Below are 15,682 nucleotides of genomic sequence, written 5' to 3' on the forward strand. Positions count from 1 at the left end.
ATCCTTTTCCTCTGGTATTCTTTCAAAAGGTTATTATAAATAAAAGGAACTGTTAAACCAGGTATTAATACAGAAAAAGTTAATAAAATTTTATCACCCATTGGAAACTTTGAAAAAATTATAATAAAAAGCAGTAATAAAGAAGAAAAAATAAAAAAGGCAAAAAAATTAAGGGAAAAAATTAAAGATAAAAAAGCAAAAATATAAAAAAGTTTTACTTTAATATTAAAAGAAGAAAAAATAAGATAGAAGGCAAAAAGGAAAATGTAAAAAAAAGCAGAACCAAGATCAGGCTCAATAAGAATAAGAAAAAATGGTAAAATATGCAAAAATAAAAGTTTAAAGGAATCAATGTATCCTCTTTTTTTGTTTAAAGAAAAAACCATGGAGAGAAAATAGATTAAAAGCGGTTTACAGGCATCAGAAACCTGAAAAGAAAAATTCCCTATAAAAAGCCACCTTTTAATTCCCTTTTCCTTTAGTAAAACAAACAGAAGAAGAAAAATACTTATAGAAAAAAATATATATGAAAATTCCTTCCATTCAGGCAATTTTACTCTACTTAAAAAAATAAATACTACTAACCCAAGAAAAAAATAGGTTATGTGCCTGTAAAAAAGGTAATCACCAAAGGACCTTGAAACTGAATAAATATTTAAAATTCCAAGAATAGAAATAAAAAGATAGGGAATAAAAATTCTATTATAGGGATTTAAGATACCTCTCATTAATCCAGTTTATGATTTTACCTGCCATTGGAGCAGCTATTTCACCACCCATTCCACTATTTTCCACTATTAAATAAATAACAAACTTCGGATTTTCTAAAGGGAAAAAAGCTACAAACTGTGCATGATCTTTACCAAGCGGATTTTGAGCTGTTCCTGTTTTACCCCCAATATTTATTCCCTTTATACTTGCAAGCCTACCTGTTCCCTTTTCACCCTGGACTACTCTGAAAATACCTCTTTTTAAAATTTTTATGTTTTCTATTTTAAATGGCAATTCAAAATAATCCGTATTTAAATCTTTTAAAACGTGTGGTCTTCTTGCCTTTCCATCAAGTGCTATTGCTGAAAAAAGTAAAGCAATCTGTAAAGGGGTCATAAGAATCTCACCCTGACCTATACCAAGATTTAATGCATTACCTTCTCCATAACCATATTTACCGTATTTTTTTTCAAAATAAGAAAAAGTTGGAAAGAAACCCCTTTTTTCTTCAGGAAGATCTATTCCAGTTTTCTCAAAAATTTTTAAATTCTCAAAATAATTTAAAAATCTTTTTAACCCAATTCTTCTCGAAAGTTCATAAAAATAAACATCACAGGAAACTTCTATAGCCTTATAAAAATTAACAAATCCGTGTCCTTCCTCCTTCCAGTCTTTAAAAATTCTATTTCCAAATTTATACTCACCATTACATTTTATTACCTCACTTGTATCAATTAATCCCTCTTCAAGGGCAATTAAAGCTGTTATAACTTTAAAAATACTTCCAGGGGGATAAAGTCCCTGAATACATCTATTTAAAAGAGGATGAAGTGAATCCCTTATAATTTTTTCTAATTCTTCCTTTTCAGTTTTTCCAGTGAGAAGATTTAAATCAAAAGAAGGTTTTGAATATAAAGCATATACTTCCCCTGTATTGGGATCAAGTATAACACATGCCCCCTTTACATAAGGTTTAAATATAGAGTCAATATATTTTCCAAGTTCAATATCAAGAGAAACTTCTATATCTTTACCATCAATAACTTCAATAGGTGGTCTTGTTTCCTTATTATATACCCTGCCCTTTGCATCAATTAAAATAAACCTAAAACCATCTTTACCCCTTAACATATCATCATAAAATTTTTCAAGACCACTTTTACCTATTCTTAAAAGAGGATCTATTCCCTTTTCAACATCCCCTTTATCCGGCAAACCAGTGAAACCGATAGTTTGGGCAAAATGATATTTAAAAGGATAAAACCTATATAAAAAAGTATAAACACTAAAATATTTTGAAGAATCAGGGTCTTCAAGATATTTTGCAATCTCATCAAATTGAACATCTTCCATATAAACTGAATCTTCTTTTAACAATCTGAAACCTGTTCTCCAGAATGATAAAACTAAACCATTTCTATCAAGTATTTTACCCCGTTTAGAAGGAATCCTTATTTTTTTTGATTTAATCTCTATTGCTTTGTTTTCAAAAAATTCTCCTTTTAATACCTGATATTCAAAAAGTTTATAAATAAATAAAAGACAAAGAAAAATTAAAAAGAATCTTAAAATTTTATCATTAAAATCCTTTTCCATGGCACAATATGTATTATAAAGAAAATTAAAAAAGAAAAAAGAAAAACTGTGTATCCCTTAAAAAAAATTAAAGGAATAAATAAAAAAACATCTCTTAATAATTTAGTAATTAAAAGAGAAAAATTTATCTTATTTCTTAAATAAGCATAAGCAAAGTAAATTAAAAGGAGTAAAAAAGTAAGGGGGATTTTAGAAAAGTAATCATTTAAAATACCAAAAATAAAAAGATAAAAAAAATTAAGTAATTTAATTTCATCAATAGTTAGAATATAAATTAATATAAAAGGCAAATCTATAAAAAATTCAGGAAAAAAAATTCTTATAAAAGGTAACAAAAAAAAGGAATTAAAAATAAAAATTAAAAATTTAATCATGGCTTAGGAGGAATAGTATAATAAAATTCATACTTTTCAGGTTTCCATACAGGTTTAACATATATTTCATAGAATATTTCACCTTTTTTTTCAACAAAACTATCCACAATAAAAGCTGGAATACCCTTAGGAAAATTTTCAGTTAAACCAGAAGTATAAAGAGTATCTCCTTTTTTCAATTCTCCCCAGGTTGGATAAAAATTTACTATTCCTCTTAATTCACCAGTTCCCTGGTATAATGATAAAATATTATACTTTGAAATCAAGGAGCATTTAAATTCCTTATTAAAAATTGTTATTACTTTTAAAAGATCTCCATTTTTTTCAACTACTTTTCCAACAAGCCCTGCCTTTGAAATAACAACATCACCTTTTTCACCTTTTCCCTTAATTATAATATTTTCTGGATATGGAAAGTTATCGTAGTAAAGGGGAAAATTAACAAATATTGGGACATTCTCATTTTTTCGCAGAGAAAACTTCAAGCCCTCAATTTTTTCTTTTCTTATGTAAAAAAAAGAATGTATTTCATTATAAAGGGATAAATAAGGATAAAAGATATAACTTTCTATTTTTCTATCAAGAAAATCCTTAAAATTTTTTTTAAAGGAAAGAAGAGAAAGAAGAATTAATAAAAATGCAAAAAAATTTTTATTCAATAATTTTCTTTCTCTCTTTTAAAAGAACTTTTTCATAAAAAGATAAATTCTCAAGAATTTTACCAGCCCCCCTTACCACACAAGTCCTTGGATCATCCGCAATCCTAACAGGAAGACCTGTTGCTTCCTGTAATAAGGCATCTAAATTTTTAAGCAAAGCACCCCCACCTGTTAAAAAAATCCCCCTGTCAATAATATCGGAGGAAAGCTCAGGGGGAGTTTTATCAAGAGCCTTTTTGGTAGCATCTATTATCTGTGAAAGAGGCTCTTTTAAAGCCTCTCTAACTTCAGAGGAAGTAATCCTTATAGTTCTCGGAACCCCCCTTACAAGGTCTCTTCCTCTTACCTCCATTTCTTTTTCCTCTCCAATGGGTATGCAATTTCCTATTTCTATTTTAATCTTTTCTGCTGTTTGCTCACCTATAAGCACATTGTATTTTCTCTTAACATACTCAACAATTGCCTCATCTAGCTCATCACCGGCAGTTCTTATAGAAACATTTGAAACAATTCCATTTAAAGCAATAACCGCAATTTCTGTGGTACCACCACCTATATCAATTACCATATTACCAACAGGTTCCGAAATTGGAAGACCTATACCCACAGCAGCTGCAATTGGTTCTGATACAAGAAAAACCTCCCTTGCTCCTGCTTGAATTGCTGAATCTTTCACTGCTCTCATTTCAACCTCTGTAATACCTGAGGGAACACATATTAAAACTTTCGGATGCAAAAAAAGGGATTTTTTTGTAACTTTTGTAATAAAATAGTGAAGCATCTCCTGAACAAGAACAAAATCAGCAATAACTCCATCTTTCATTGGTCTTGCAGCTACAATTTCTCCTGGGGTCTTTCCAAGCATTTTTTTGGCTTCATTTCCAACAGCTATAACCTTACCTGATTCTTTTTCAACAGCAACAACAGAAGGCTCATCAAGAACAATCCCTTTTTCTTTTAAATAAATAAGAGTAGTTGCCGTTCCTAAATCAACAGCTATTTCATTACCAAGAAAAATATTAAAAAATTTAAAATAGTTTACCAAATTTTTCTTTTAAAATTGTTTTAACTCTTGCAATATCCCTTTTTATTTTTCTTATTTCCATAGGATTTTCAATGTTTCCAAGTACCTTCTTTGTCCTTAATTCAAATAATTTTTCTTTTAAATCTTTCAAAGTTTTTAAAAGTTCTTCCTCGCTCAATTCCCTAAGTTCAGAAATTTTCATACTCCGCCCTCCTTATAACTTACAAATCTTGTTTTTATTGGTAATTTATGAGAAGCAATTTCAAAAGCTCTTCTCGCAGATTCCTCAGGAACACCTGCCAGTTCAAATAAAATTCTTCCTCTCTTAACAACTGCTACATAATGGTCTACATTACCTTTTCCTTTCCCCATCCTGGTTTCAGCAGGCTTTTTTGTAACCGGTTTATCTGGAAAAATTCTAATCCAGAGCTTTCCACCTTTTTTAAGAAATCTACCTATAGCAAGTCTACAGGCTTCAATCTGATTTGCAGTTATCCAAGCTGACTCCAGTGCTTTCAAGCCATATTCACCAAAAGCAAGATAGTATCCATCAATAGCCTTTCCCTTTCTTCTCCCCCTGTGCATTTTCCTGTACTTCATTCTCTTAGGTTGTAACATATTTAAACCTCCTCAAGTTCTGGTTTTTCAAGGATTTCACCTTTATAAATCCATACTTTTACACCTATGGTTCCATACCTTGTGAATGCTGTTGCAAATCCATAATCAATATCAGCTCTTATTGTTTGAAGGGGAACTCTACCCTGCATATAACCTTCCTTTCTTGCTATTTCAGCTCCCTGTATTCTACCCTTGCATTGAACTTTAATTCCCTTAGCACCCATTCTAAAAGCCTGTGAAACAGCCCTTTTCATAGCCCTTCTATGAGATACCTGTTGTTCTATTCTTCTTGCAATTCCATCAGCAACAAGCTGTGCATCCAGTTCAGGAACCCTTATTTCCTGCACATGAATTGTAATATTTTCATTCCTTAAAAGAGCCGAAAGCTCTTTTTTAACAAGTTCAATTTCTTTTCCTTTCTGTCCAATTACCATTCCAGGTGATGCGGTATGAATTGTTACAGTAATCTGTTCACCGGCTCTATCAATTACAATATCAGAAACCCTTGCATCCTTATACCTTTCTCTAAGATACTGCCTGATCTTTATATCTTCCTCAAGATATTTAACATACTCTTTTTTTCTATCACTAAACCAGTGAGCCTTCCAATCTTTATAAATACCAAGTCTAAAACCATAAGGGTGAACTTTTTGACCCATTATTTTACCTCCTCTACGATTACTGTAAAATGGGCAGTATGTCTTCTTGCGATAGCTGGGGAACCTCTAAAACCAGGTCTTAAAATCCTCCATGTAGGTCCTTTATCAGCTTTACACACCTTAACTAATAAATTATTTAAATCAACATCCTCAAACTTCACCCCTTTTTTCACAGCCCATGAATTACAGGCAGATTTAACTGCTTTATATAAAAATTTTGCAGGTTTTTGAGGAAGAAAATAAAGAATATCAAGAGCCTGTTTAGCTGTTTTTCCTTTAACAAGCTCACAAATCCTCTTTGATTTTTTATATGAAGTTCTTAAATATTTTATTTTAGCAATCCCTTTCATTCTTTTTTACCACCTTCTTTTTCAGCTTCTTTTTCCCTTTGCCCCTTATGACCTCTAAATGTTCTGGTTGGGGCAAATTCTCCCAACTTATGACCTACCATTAATTCAGTTATATAAACAGGAATAAATTTCCTCCCATTATGAACCTGTATTGTTAAACCAACCATTTCAGGAATAACTGTGCTTCTTCGGGAATAAGTTTTTATTGGTGTAGTATCTCCCTTTTGCTTGAGTTCCATTATTTTTTTTAAAAGCTTTGGATCAACATAAACACCTTTTTTACTTGACCTTGGCATATCACTTTCTCCTTTTAATGATAAATCTACTTGATGTTTTTCTTGGATTCCTTGTTTTTTTACCTTTTGTAATTTTTCCCCAGGGTGTTTTTGGGATTTTACCCTTTGTCCTTCCTTCTCCTCCACCATGAGGATGGTCACAAGGGTTCATGGCTGTCCCCCTTACATGAGGTTTTCTTCCCATCCATCTCATTCTACCTGCTTTACCTATAACGATATTTTCATTATCAAGATTTGATACTCTTCCAAGAGTTGCGAGACACTTTATATTTATTAACCTCACTTCACCTGAAGGCAATTGAACATGAGCATAATTTCCTTCCTTTGCTAATATTATAGCTGCACTTCCCGCTGATCTTACAAGCTGACCACCTCTTCCTGGAACAAGTTCTATATTATGAATTTCCATACCTTCAGGAATTTCTGCTAAAGGCAAAGTATTTCCTATCTTCAGAGGAGAACCAGGTCCTGAAACTATTTCATCACCTACTTTAAGACCCTCTGGAGCAAGAATATACCTTTTTTCTCCATCTATGTAACACAAAAGAGCAATTCTCGCAGTTCTGTTTGGATCATACTCTATACTTAAAACCCTGGCAGGAATACCAAATTTATCTCTTTTAAAATCAATTATTCTGTAAAGTCTTTTGTGCCCCCCACCTCTGAACCTTGCAGTAATTCTTCCCATATTATTTCTTCCGGCAGTCTTCTTTAGAGGAACAAGAAGACTTTTTTCTGGTTCTGTTTTTGTTATTTCCTCAAAAGTATATCCTGTCATAAACCTGCGGGAAGGAGTTACCGGTTTATATTTTTTTATTCCCATTTTTTCCTCCTATACACCTTCATAAAGTGGTATAGTTTCACCTTCTTTTAATTTAACATATGCCTTTTTCCATGAGGATGTTCTACCATACAACCTGTGTCTTAACCTTTTAGGCTTTGGTTTTACTATCTGTGTTCTTACCTTTTCAACCTTTACTTTATATAAATTTTCAATAGCCCATTTTATCTCTTTTTTATTAGCATCCTTTCTTACTTTAAAAACATAATAATTGGACTTCTCTCTCAAAAAAGCTCCTTTCTCAGTAATTAGAGGCGAAATTATAATATCATATGGACTTTTATTCACCCTTCTATCCTCCCTCTTAATTTCAGAAATTCATTTAAACCATTTTCAGAAAAAACCACATATTGAGAATTTAAAATTTCATAGGCATTTACATCAATAGCCCTTTTGAACAATACACCTTCAATATTTCTAAATGCTAAAAATTTATCCCTCTCATTGTCCCCAAAAAGTAAAATTACCTTTTTATTTTTAAGAGAAAGATTGGAAAGAACTTTTTCACCTTCTTTTGTTTTTAATCCAATATTAGATAAACCACTTATTATTTTTAACCTCTCTTCTTTAGCTCTATCACTTAAAGCGATAAATAAAGCCTTTAACCTTGCTTTATAAGGAACCCTTATTGAAAAATCTCTTGGTCTTGGGCCAAAAACTATACCTCCCTTTCTCCATATGGGTGATCTTATTGAACCATGTCTTGCCCATCCTGTATGTTTCTGTGGCCAAGGTTTCCTTCCACCTCCACTTACCTCTCCCCTTGTTTTCGTCTTTGCAGTTCCTTCTCTCTGTCTTGAAAGATAATACTTAGTTACAAGCCAGAGAAGATGAATATTTGGCTTTAATCCAAAAATACTCTCCGGCAATTTTCTTTCACCAATTTCTTTACCTTCAAGATCATAAATTTTTGCTTTCATTTTATCCTTACCCTTTTTGGACTCCTTATAATTACAATACCACCCCTTGGTCCTGGAACCGAACCTTTAACACCTATAAGCTTATTTTCAGGATCAAGATATATAACTTTTAAATTATGAATAGTTTCCCTTTCATTACCATAATGACCAGCCATCTTTTTACCTTTCCAAACTCTACCTGGATCAGTTGTTTGTCCTATTGAACCTGGTCTCCTGTGGGACATGGAACCATGGGAAGCAGGACCTCCAGCAAATCCCCATCTTTTCACAACTCCGGAAAATCCTCTACCTTTTGTATAACCAATAACATCCACTATTTCTCCCACTTCAAATATAGAAGGACTTAATTCAGTGCCTACTTTAAATATTCCGGGATCAAACTCTCCCCTAACTTCCTTTATATCTTCAGCAGGGTATTCTTCTCTCTCACCAAAAACTTTTATAAATTCACCTAAAAGAGGTTTTTTAATTCTTTTTTTCTTCTTTTTTCCAATGCAGAGTTTGATAGCAGTATATCCATCTTTTTCCTTGGTTTTTAATCCAAGAACATATACATTATCCACATGCAAAAGAGTGGTAGGGGTAATCTCCTCCCCATATAATATTCTTGTCATACCAACTTTTCTTGCTAGAATAGCTTTCATTTTTCCACGCTCACTTCAATTTTAACATCAACCCCAGCTGGAAGATCTAGCTTTGATAATTTTTCTACAGTCTCCTGAGTGGGATTTACTATCTCTATCAATCTCTTATGAAGAGAATAGAAAAACTGCTCTCTTGAAGTTTTATGAACAAATGGACTTCTTATAACACTTATTAATGTTTTTTTAGTTGGAAGTGGTATAGGACCCCTTACATCTGCACCAGTTCCTCTTGCGGTTAATGCTATTCTCTTAGCAGATTTCTCTATTAATCTCGGGTCAAAACTCTTGAGTTTTATTCTTATTTTCTCTGTAAATGGCATAGTATTACTCTATAATATCTGTAATAACACCGGCTCCTACTGTTCTTCCACCTTCTCTAATAGCAAACCTCAATTCCTTTTCCATAGCAACAGGATACATGAGTTCAACTTCAAGGTTTACATGGTCACCAGGCATCACCATCTCTCTTCCTTCTGGAAGTTTTATTGTTCCAGTAACATCAGTTGTTCTGAAATAAAACTGCGGCTTATATCCTGTGAAGAAAGGTGTATGTCTTCCACCTTCTTCCTTTGTAAGCACATAAACCTGCGCTCTGAATCTTGTATGGGGTGTTATTGAACCAGGTTTTGCAAGAACCATACCTCTTTCTACTTCATCCTTTCCTATACCTCTTAAAAGAACACCCACATTATCACCTGCTCTTGCCTCATCAAGAACTTTTCTAAACATTTCAACTGAAGTAGCAACTGTTTTTCTTGTGGGTCCAAAACCAACAATTTCTATTTCTTCACCAGGTCTCAAAATACCTCTTTCAACCCTACCTGTTACAACTGTTCCTCTTCCTGTAATTGAGAAAACATCCTCAATTGCCATTAAAAATGGTTTATCAATTTCTCTTATAGGATCAGGAATATAATTATCCATAGCATCAAGTAATTCCCATATTTTTCCACAATGCTCACACTCTTTCTTTCCACAACCACACTTCAAAGCATTTAAAGCGCTCCCTTTAATCACCGGGACCTGATCTCCAGGAAACTCATACTTTTTCAATAGATCTCTCACCTCTTCTTCAACAAGATCAACTATTTCTGGATCATCAACTGCATCAACTTTGTTAACAAAAACAACTATATAGGGGACATTTACCTGTCTCGCTAAAAGCACATGCTCTCTTGTCTGAGGCATAACTGAATCAACTGCTGAAACTACAAGAATTGAACCATCCATCTGAGCAGCACCTGTTATCATATTTTTAATATAATCATGATGTCCGGGACAATCAATATGCGCATAATGCCTTTTTTCTGATTCATATTCAACATGAGCAAGATTAACTGTCAAAATCTTTGTCTCATCCCTTCTGAAAAGCTTTGCATCAGCTTTGGCTACCTGCTCATAATCCTGCTCCTGAGCAAGACCATGTTTTGCAAGAACCTTTGTAATAGCAGCAGTAAGAGTCGTTTTACCATGGTCAATATGACCTATGGTTCCTACATTAACATGAGTCTTTTTTCTTTCAAACTTGGGTTTACTCATTTTTCAAAAAATTTTTTAATTAGGGGGTTGAACCCATCCGTGGGGTATATTATATCATCCCCAACAGTGAAATTTAAAATAATATTTTAATATAAAATTTCTTTTTTTTCAAGTTTTAAAGGTCTAAATGCCTTCACCTTCATCCAGAAGCCTGCTCTACCCTTGGTATGTGATCTAAGGATTGTAACATATCCAAAAGTATTCTTTAAGGGCATTTCAGCCACAACTTTTATCCAGTCTGAGTTCTGGAGCAGTCCCTTTTCCAGTATAGTCGCTTCCCTCTGCATTAAATCCTGAATAACATTTCCCAAATATTCCTGAGGAACTGTAATTTCCACATAGGAATAAGGCTCAAGTAGAACAGGCTCAGCATTTTTTATTGCTTCCTTACCCGCCTCATGTATTGCTAATCTTAAACCTAAAGGTGTTAATTTTTCAATATTATATACTTTTTTTAAATTCATTTTCACATTTATCATCGGATAACCAGCTATAATTCCAAAATCAAGAATTTCCTTCATTGAATTCATTGCGATTTCTTTTAATTCTTCAGTAAAATTTATACTGTTATCTATAATTATTTCATTCCTCATAGCATCCATTATAGGCAAAACCTCAAGATTAACTTTTCCATATTGTTCTTCACCTCCTATACTTTTCTTCACCTCCTTTATAACTTCAGCTCTTTTTAATATACTTTCTCTATAATGAACTTGAGGTTTAAGTGCCCTGAATTCCAGTTTATAGTCCCTTCTCAATCTATCAAGTATAATCTCAAGATGTAACTCACCCATTCCAGATATTATTATCTGACCCGACTCCTCATCTATTTTTAAACTAAATGTTGGATCTTCCTCCACCATCCATTTTAATCTTTCCTCAATCTTTTTTAAATCCTTCGCTGAAATAGGCTCTATTGCCTGTGAAACAACAGGTTCAGGGAAAAGCATCTCTTCATATAACACAGGATATTCAGGGGAGCACAGTGTATCTCCTGTTCTCACATCCTTTGGTCCAACTATTCCAACTATTTCTCCACAGAGAGCTTCTTTTATTGCATTTCTTCTATTAGCATGAAGTCTGTATAATCTTTGAATTCTTGTAAGTTCTTTTGTTCTTGGATTATAAATTTTTGAATTTTGAGTAATTTTTCCAGAATAAATTCTCAAATAACATAATTTCCCCATATCCTCAAAAATTTGAACCTTAAATACAACTCCACTAAAATGATCCTCGGGTGAAGGGTATCTCAAAATTTCCTTTCGGGTTAATGGGTCAATTCCTCTAATTTCTCCTCTATCAATCGGGGAAGGCAAATATAGACATATTGCATCTATCAAAGGCTGAATACCTTTATTTTTTAAAGCAGAACCAATTAAGATAGGTAAAAATCTTTTCTCCAAAACACCTTTTCTTATAGCTTTATTAAGTTTAAGAGGTTCGGGAATTCCTTTTTCATAATACTCTTCCGTAATACTTTCATCAATTTCTGAAAGCATAATTATCATATCTTCATAAAATTTCTTTGCTTCTTCAGGCAAATCATCTATTTCATAAACTGAAAATTGAGTCCCTAATTCATCTTTATCCCATAAAATTTTTTTATAATCAACAAAATGATATACACCTAAAAAATCAGATTCAATTCCAACTGGCCATTCAAGTAAAAGAGGCTTTATATTGAATTTTTTCTCTATCTGATCCAAAACTCTTAAATGATCAGCGCCTTGTCTATCCATCTTATTTATAAAGGCAATTCTTGGAACATTAAACTTTTCCGCCTGTCTCCATATAGTTTCTGACTGTGGCTCAACACCTTCTACAGCGGAAAAAATTATAACAAGACCGTCAAGAATTCTCAAAGACCTTTCTACTTCTGCTGTGAAATCTACATGTCCTGGAGTATCTACTATATGGATTAAATAATCTTTCCATTCACAAAAAGTAGCTGCTGCTTGTATTGTAATACCCCTTTCTTTTTCCTGTATCATATAATCCATGGTGGCTGTCCCTTCATCCACTTCCCCCATTCTGTGTATTCTTTGTGTGTAAAAAAGAATTCGTTCTGTGGTTGTTGTTTTTCCTGCATCTATATGGGCAGCAAAACCAATATTTCTTAGTTTTGTTAAATCCATAGTTATCAATTTTTTAGAATGATTTTTAAGTAAAAATTATCTTCCCCCAGCTCCTCCCCAAATTCCATTTCAAATATTTACCATCTAAAATGAGCAAAAGCTCTATTTGCTTCAGCCATTTTGTGGGTGTTTTCCTTTGTCTTTACAGCTCCTCCTTCATTGTTCGCTGCATCAATCAATTCTTTTGCCAATTTTTCTATCATACCCCTTTCACTTCTTGCTCTTGCAGCTCTTATTATCCATTTTATTGCTAAACTAATCTGCCTCTTCGGTCTTACTTCAACAGGAACTTGGTATGTTGCTCCACCTACTCTTCTTGGTCTGACTTCAAGGGATGGTTTAACATTTTCAATTGCTTTTTCAAAAATTTTTATTCCCTCCTCACCTGTTAATTCTTTAATCCTATTCATAGCCTTGTAAAATATCTTCATTGCTTTTGTTTTTTTTCCATCCCACATTAAATTATTTATAAAACTTGCAACAAGGGGTGAGTTATAAACTGGATCCGGGGCAATTTTTCTCTCAGGTGCTCTTCTTCTTCTCATTTTTTATCCCTCCTTCTTTTTTCTCTTCACACCATAAAGACTTCTTGAACTTGCTCTGTTTGCAACTCCTGCACAGTCATAAACTCCTCTTACTATATGATATTTAACACCAGGCAAGTCCTTAACTCTACCTCCTCTAACAAGAACCACAGAGTGTTCCTGCAAATTGTGACCTTCTCCAGGTATGTAAGCAATCACCTCTCTTCCGTTTGAAAGTCTAACTTTAGCCACCTTTCTTAAAGCAGAATTCGGTTTTTTAGGGCTTGTTGTATAAACACGAATACAGACTCCCCTTTTCTGGGGACATCCCTCAAGAGCAGGGCTTTTAGATTTTCTCTTTTTTGGTTTTCTCTTGTGTCTTACAAGCTGGTTAATTGTGGGCATTTAAAATTTTATCATCCTTAAAAGGGTTTGAACCTTTATTTTGTGTATTAATTATAATCTCAAAAAAATAAAAATTCAAATATGCTATAAATTATTGAAAAGAGGAAATATTTCTATTATAATAAAGAAACTGCCCGCGTAGCTCAGGCGGTAGAGCACTTCCTTGGTAAGGAAGAGGCCGCCGGTTCGAGTCCGGCCGCGGGCTAAATTTATTATTTTGGAAATTAAAATACCTCAAAAAAGTTTCAAAAAAGCTGTTGAAATTCTTAAAAAAGGGGGAGTTATAATAGTTCCCACAGATACAGTTTCCGGATTTGTTACTCCTTACTGGTCCTATGAGGGCGTAAATCGTATCTATAAAATCAAAAGAAGAGAAAAGGAAAAAGTGTTAGGACTTTTTATTTCTGATAACAAAGATATAAAAAAATTTGCAAAAAACATAACAGAAACAAGAAAAAGGATATTCCATAATTTATGGCCAGGGCAACTTACTTTACTTTTTAAAGCTAAAAATAATCTACCTGATTATTTAGTTCATAAGGAAAAAAAAACAGTTTCCTTAAGAATACCATCTCATCCCCTTATTTTAAAACTTATAAATGAAGTTGGACCTCTTGTTCAGACATCTTGTAACATATCAGGTGAGAAGGAAATTATAAAATATAGTGAAATTTTTGAAAAATTTGGTAAATATGTAGATTATGTATACCCTCAAGATTCTTATGGAAATATCTCATCTACAATTCTTGATGTCTCAAAATATCCATTTAAATTAATAAGAAAAGGACCGGTTGGAATAAGTCAGATTGAAAATGTTCTTTTAAAAAAAATAAAAATCTCAAAGGATATAAAAACAAATATTCTCTTTGTGTGCACAGGAAATACCTGCAGGTCACCTATGGCAATGGGAATTTTTTATTCACTTTTAGATAATGAATTAAAAGAATTAGTAAATGTAAAATCAGCAGGGCTTGCAACTTATGATGGGCTTCCTATATCAGAAAATACATTAAAAGTTCTTCAAAAATTTTACAATGTAAATCTATCTTATTACAGAACAAAAAAATTAAAAAAAGATGACCTTGATTGGGCTGATTTTATTTATGTTATGGAAAAAAAACACTTGAGGGAAATCCAAAAAATGGGATATTACGAAAAGGTGAGACTACTTCATCCAGGTGAAGAACCATCTGATATACCTGATCCCTTTGGTAAAGAATTTAAATTTTACATAGAGGTTTCAAAAATTATAGAAGAAAGTATTAAAAAAATCCTTAAGGAAATTAAATACAGATATTCATGAGATACAAAGACGCAGGAGTAGATTTACAAAAGGCAGAAGATGTATCAAAAATATTTAAAATATTAACAAAACAAAAAGAAAGATTCTCCGGTATTTACGACTTTGGAGAATTTTTCCTTGCAGCCACATGTGATGGTGTTGGAACTAAAACTCAGGTGGCAAGATTAGCAAAAAATTATAAAATTTTAGGCGAAGATATTGTTAATCATTGTGTAAATGATCTTTTATGCCAAGGGGCAAAACCTCTATTCTTTCTTGATTACATTGCCTCATCAAATCTTGATTTGAAAATAGTAAAAGAAATTGCAAAGGGAATGTTAAAAGCTTTGAAAGAAAACGGTAATATACCCCTTTTAGGTGGTGAGACAGCTGAGATGCCTGACATATACAATAAAGATGAATGGGATATTGTAGGATTCTGTATAGGGATTATTAAAAAGGAAAACTTACTTCCAAAAAAAATTAAAATTGGTGATATTCTTATTGGATTTCCCTCAACAGGGCTTCATACCAATGGCTACTCTCTTGCAAGAAAAATTCTATTAAAAAAATATAATTTAGAAAAAAAATTCAATGGAAAAACTCTAAAAGAACTTTTACTTAAACCCCATAGAAGTTATTTTAATATCCTATACCCATTAATTGAAAAAAATCTAATAAAGGGACTTGCCCATATTACAGGTGGTGGAATTGAGGGAAATTTAAAAAGGATTATGCCTGAGGGACTGGGTTTTGAAATAGATATAAGGGAAATTGATAAACCCTTAATTTTTGATATTATTGAAAAAGAAGGAAACGTGCCAAGAGATGAAATGTTAAGGGTCTTCAATATGGGAATTGGAATGATAGCTGTAATAGATAATAAAGATTTTGATACAGTTAGAAACAATTTAATTGATGAAAAAATCAAGTTTTATATAATCGGGGAAATTATAAAAGGCAAAAGAATAATAATTTCCTAAAATACTTTTATTTATTTAAAACTTAAAGTTTTTGAAAATAAAGTGTCTCTTACCTTATAATTTTTTATGAAAAAACTTCTTGGAATTTTTTTATTTTTCTATTTTTATAAAGAAACCAAAAG

20 protein-coding genes and 1 tRNA gene are annotated in these 15,682 nt (G+C 32.5%); 3 read left to right on the forward strand and 18 right to left on the reverse strand.

Going from position 1 to position 15,682, the window contains the following annotated elements:
* The 18 genes from ABIN73_07520 to rpsL all read right to left on the reverse strand — a co-directional run.
* Positions 1 to 728, reverse strand: a 728-nt coding sequence (locus tag ABIN73_07520; GenBank protein MEO0269570.1) for an FtsW/RodA/SpoVE family cell cycle protein, incomplete at its 3' end; no start/stop codon positions are given.
* Positions 703 to 2,307, reverse strand: coding sequence for a penicillin-binding transpeptidase domain-containing protein (locus ABIN73_07525; GenBank protein MEO0269571.1), 1,605 nt, complete (start codon positions 2,305 to 2,307; stop codon positions 703 to 705). The genes ABIN73_07520 and ABIN73_07525, both read right to left, overlap by 26 nt.
* Positions 2,308 to 2,677: 370 nt before the next feature.
* Positions 2,678 to 3,340, reverse strand: a complete 663-nt coding sequence (locus ABIN73_07530; GenBank protein MEO0269572.1) for a rod shape-determining protein MreC — start codon at positions 3,338 to 3,340, stop codon at positions 2,678 to 2,680.
* Complete coding sequence (locus ABIN73_07535; protein ID MEO0269573.1) at positions 3,333 to 4,385, reverse strand: rod shape-determining protein; 1,053 nt, start codon at positions 4,383 to 4,385, stop codon at positions 3,333 to 3,335. Before ABIN73_07535 ends, ABIN73_07530 begins: the two co-directional genes overlap by 8 nt.
* Positions 4,369 to 4,566, reverse strand: a complete 198-nt coding sequence (gene rpmC, locus ABIN73_07540) for a 50S ribosomal protein L29 (GenBank protein MEO0269574.1) — start codon at positions 4,564 to 4,566, stop codon at positions 4,369 to 4,371. The genes ABIN73_07535 and rpmC overlap by 17 nt, the downstream gene beginning before the upstream one ends.
* A complete protein-coding gene (gene rplP, locus ABIN73_07545; protein ID MEO0269575.1) occupies positions 4,563 to 4,982 on the reverse strand; it encodes a 50S ribosomal protein L16 in 420 nt (139 codons plus the stop codon). Before rplP ends, rpmC begins: the two co-directional genes overlap by 4 nt.
* Before the next feature lie 2 nt (positions 4,983 to 4,984).
* The gene (rpsC, locus tag ABIN73_07550) at positions 4,985 to 5,641 is read right to left on the reverse strand and encodes a 30S ribosomal protein S3 (protein MEO0269576.1); all 657 of its coding nucleotides are present in this window, start codon (positions 5,639 to 5,641) and stop codon (positions 4,985 to 4,987) included.
* Positions 5,641 to 5,991 carry an uL22 family ribosomal protein gene (locus ABIN73_07555; protein ID MEO0269577.1) on the reverse strand — a complete coding sequence of 117 codons (351 nt, stop codon included), beginning with the start codon at positions 5,989 to 5,991 and terminating at the stop codon, positions 5,641 to 5,643. The genes rpsC and ABIN73_07555 overlap by 1 nt, the downstream gene beginning before the upstream one ends.
* Entirely contained in the window at positions 5,988 to 6,287 is a 300-nt protein-coding gene (gene rpsS, locus ABIN73_07560) for a 30S ribosomal protein S19 (protein ID MEO0269578.1), read from the reverse strand. Before rpsS ends, ABIN73_07555 begins: the two co-directional genes overlap by 4 nt.
* A gap of 1 nt (position 6,288) precedes the next feature.
* A complete protein-coding gene (gene rplB, locus ABIN73_07565; protein ID MEO0269579.1) occupies positions 6,289 to 7,110 on the reverse strand; it encodes a 50S ribosomal protein L2 in 822 nt (273 codons plus the stop codon).
* A 9-nt stretch (positions 7,111 to 7,119) separates the two neighbouring features.
* Positions 7,120 to 7,416, reverse strand: coding sequence for a 50S ribosomal protein L23 (locus tag ABIN73_07570; GenBank protein MEO0269580.1), 297 nt, complete (start codon positions 7,414 to 7,416; stop codon positions 7,120 to 7,122).
* Positions 7,413 to 8,048, reverse strand: a complete 636-nt coding sequence (rplD, locus tag ABIN73_07575; GenBank protein MEO0269581.1) for a 50S ribosomal protein L4 — start codon at positions 8,046 to 8,048, stop codon at positions 7,413 to 7,415. Before rplD ends, ABIN73_07570 begins: the two co-directional genes overlap by 4 nt.
* On the reverse strand, positions 8,045 to 8,692 hold the full coding sequence (gene rplC, locus ABIN73_07580; GenBank protein MEO0269582.1) for a 50S ribosomal protein L3: 648 nt from the start codon (positions 8,690 to 8,692) through the stop codon (positions 8,045 to 8,047). The genes rplD and rplC overlap by 4 nt, the downstream gene beginning before the upstream one ends.
* Positions 8,689 to 9,012 carry a 30S ribosomal protein S10 gene (gene rpsJ, locus ABIN73_07585; GenBank protein ID MEO0269583.1) on the reverse strand — a complete coding sequence of 108 codons (324 nt, stop codon included), beginning with the start codon at positions 9,010 to 9,012 and terminating at the stop codon, positions 8,689 to 8,691. The genes rplC and rpsJ overlap by 4 nt, the downstream gene beginning before the upstream one ends.
* A 4-nt stretch (positions 9,013 to 9,016) precedes the next feature.
* Positions 9,017 to 10,231, reverse strand: a complete 1,215-nt coding sequence (gene tuf / locus ABIN73_07590; GenBank protein MEO0269584.1) for an elongation factor Tu — start codon at positions 10,229 to 10,231, stop codon at positions 9,017 to 9,019.
* A gap of 86 nt (positions 10,232 to 10,317) precedes the next feature.
* Positions 10,318 to 12,366, reverse strand: a complete 2,049-nt coding sequence (gene fusA / locus ABIN73_07595) for an elongation factor G (protein MEO0269585.1) — start codon at positions 12,364 to 12,366, stop codon at positions 10,318 to 10,320.
* 77 nt (positions 12,367 to 12,443) lie between these two features.
* Positions 12,444 to 12,911 (reverse strand): 30S ribosomal protein S7, encoded by a 468-nt coding sequence (gene rpsG, locus ABIN73_07600; GenBank protein ID MEO0269586.1) that lies wholly within the window; start codon positions 12,909 to 12,911, stop codon positions 12,444 to 12,446.
* Positions 12,912 to 12,914: 3 nt separating this feature from the next.
* A complete protein-coding gene (gene rpsL / locus ABIN73_07605; protein MEO0269587.1) occupies positions 12,915 to 13,295 on the reverse strand; it encodes a 30S ribosomal protein S12 in 381 nt (126 codons plus the stop codon).
* A 132-nt stretch (positions 13,296 to 13,427) separates the two neighbouring features.
* Here rpsL and ABIN73_07610 point away from each other — a divergent pair.
* The 3 genes from ABIN73_07610 (at position 13,428) to purM (ending at position 15,560) form a co-directional block, all read left to right on the forward strand.
* A tRNA-Thr gene (locus tag ABIN73_07610) sits at positions 13,428 to 13,500 on the forward strand.
* A 12-nt stretch (positions 13,501 to 13,512) separates the two neighbouring features.
* Entirely contained in the window at positions 13,513 to 14,598 is a 1,086-nt protein-coding gene (locus ABIN73_07615) for an L-threonylcarbamoyladenylate synthase (protein ID MEO0269588.1), read from the forward strand.
* Entirely contained in the window at positions 14,595 to 15,560 is a 966-nt protein-coding gene (gene purM / locus ABIN73_07620; protein ID MEO0269589.1) for a phosphoribosylformylglycinamidine cyclo-ligase, read from the forward strand. Before ABIN73_07615 ends, purM begins: the two co-directional genes overlap by 4 nt.
* The last annotated feature ends 122 nt before the right edge of the window (positions 15,561 to 15,682 follow it).

The sequence above is a fragment of the candidate division WOR-3 bacterium genome (assembly GCA_039804025.1).
GTDB lineage: Bacteria > Hydrothermota > Hydrothermia > Hydrothermales > JAJRUZ01 > JBCNVI01.

Excerpts from the sequence above, each read along its gene's own strand:
- rpsC (MEO0269576.1), bottom strand. The coding sequence starts at position 5,641 with ATGGGTCAAAAAGTTCACCCTTATGGTTTTAGACTTGGTATTTATAAA.
- rpsS (MEO0269578.1), bottom strand. The coding sequence starts at position 6,287 with ATGCCAAGGTCAAGTAAAAAAGGTGTTTATGTTGATCCAAAGCTTTTA.
- ABIN73_07525 (MEO0269571.1), bottom strand. The coding sequence starts at position 2,307 with ATGGAAAAGGATTTTAATGATAAAATTTTAAGATTCTTTTTAATTTTT.
- purM (MEO0269589.1), top strand. The coding sequence starts at position 14,595 with ATGAGATACAAAGACGCAGGAGTAGATTTACAAAAGGCAGAAGATGTA.
- rplP (MEO0269575.1), bottom strand. The coding sequence starts at position 4,982 with ATGTTACAACCTAAGAGAATGAAGTACAGGAAAATGCACAGGGGGAGA.
- tuf (MEO0269584.1), bottom strand. The coding sequence starts at position 10,231 with ATGAGTAAACCCAAGTTTGAAAGAAAAAAGACTCATGTTAATGTAGGA.
- rpsG (MEO0269586.1), bottom strand. The coding sequence starts at position 12,911 with ATGAGAAGAAGAAGAGCACCTGAGAGAAAAATTGCCCCGGATCCAGTT.
- rpsL (MEO0269587.1), bottom strand. The coding sequence starts at position 13,295 with ATGCCCACAATTAACCAGCTTGTAAGACACAAGAGAAAACCAAAAAAG.
- fusA (MEO0269585.1), bottom strand. The coding sequence starts at position 12,366 with ATGGATTTAACAAAACTAAGAAATATTGGTTTTGCTGCCCATATAGAT.
- rpmC (MEO0269574.1), bottom strand. The coding sequence starts at position 4,566 with ATGAAAATTTCTGAACTTAGGGAATTGAGCGAGGAAGAACTTTTAAAA.
- ABIN73_07555 (MEO0269577.1), bottom strand. The coding sequence starts at position 5,991 with ATGAAAGGGATTGCTAAAATAAAATATTTAAGAACTTCATATAAAAAA.
- rplC (MEO0269582.1), bottom strand. The coding sequence starts at position 8,692 with ATGAAAGCTATTCTAGCAAGAAAAGTTGGTATGACAAGAATATTATAT.
- rplD (MEO0269581.1), bottom strand. The coding sequence starts at position 8,048 with ATGAAAGCAAAAATTTATGATCTTGAAGGTAAAGAAATTGGTGAAAGA.
- rpsJ (MEO0269583.1), bottom strand. The coding sequence starts at position 9,012 with ATGCCATTTACAGAGAAAATAAGAATAAAACTCAAGAGTTTTGACCCG.
- rplB (MEO0269579.1), bottom strand. The coding sequence starts at position 7,110 with ATGGGAATAAAAAAATATAAACCGGTAACTCCTTCCCGCAGGTTTATG.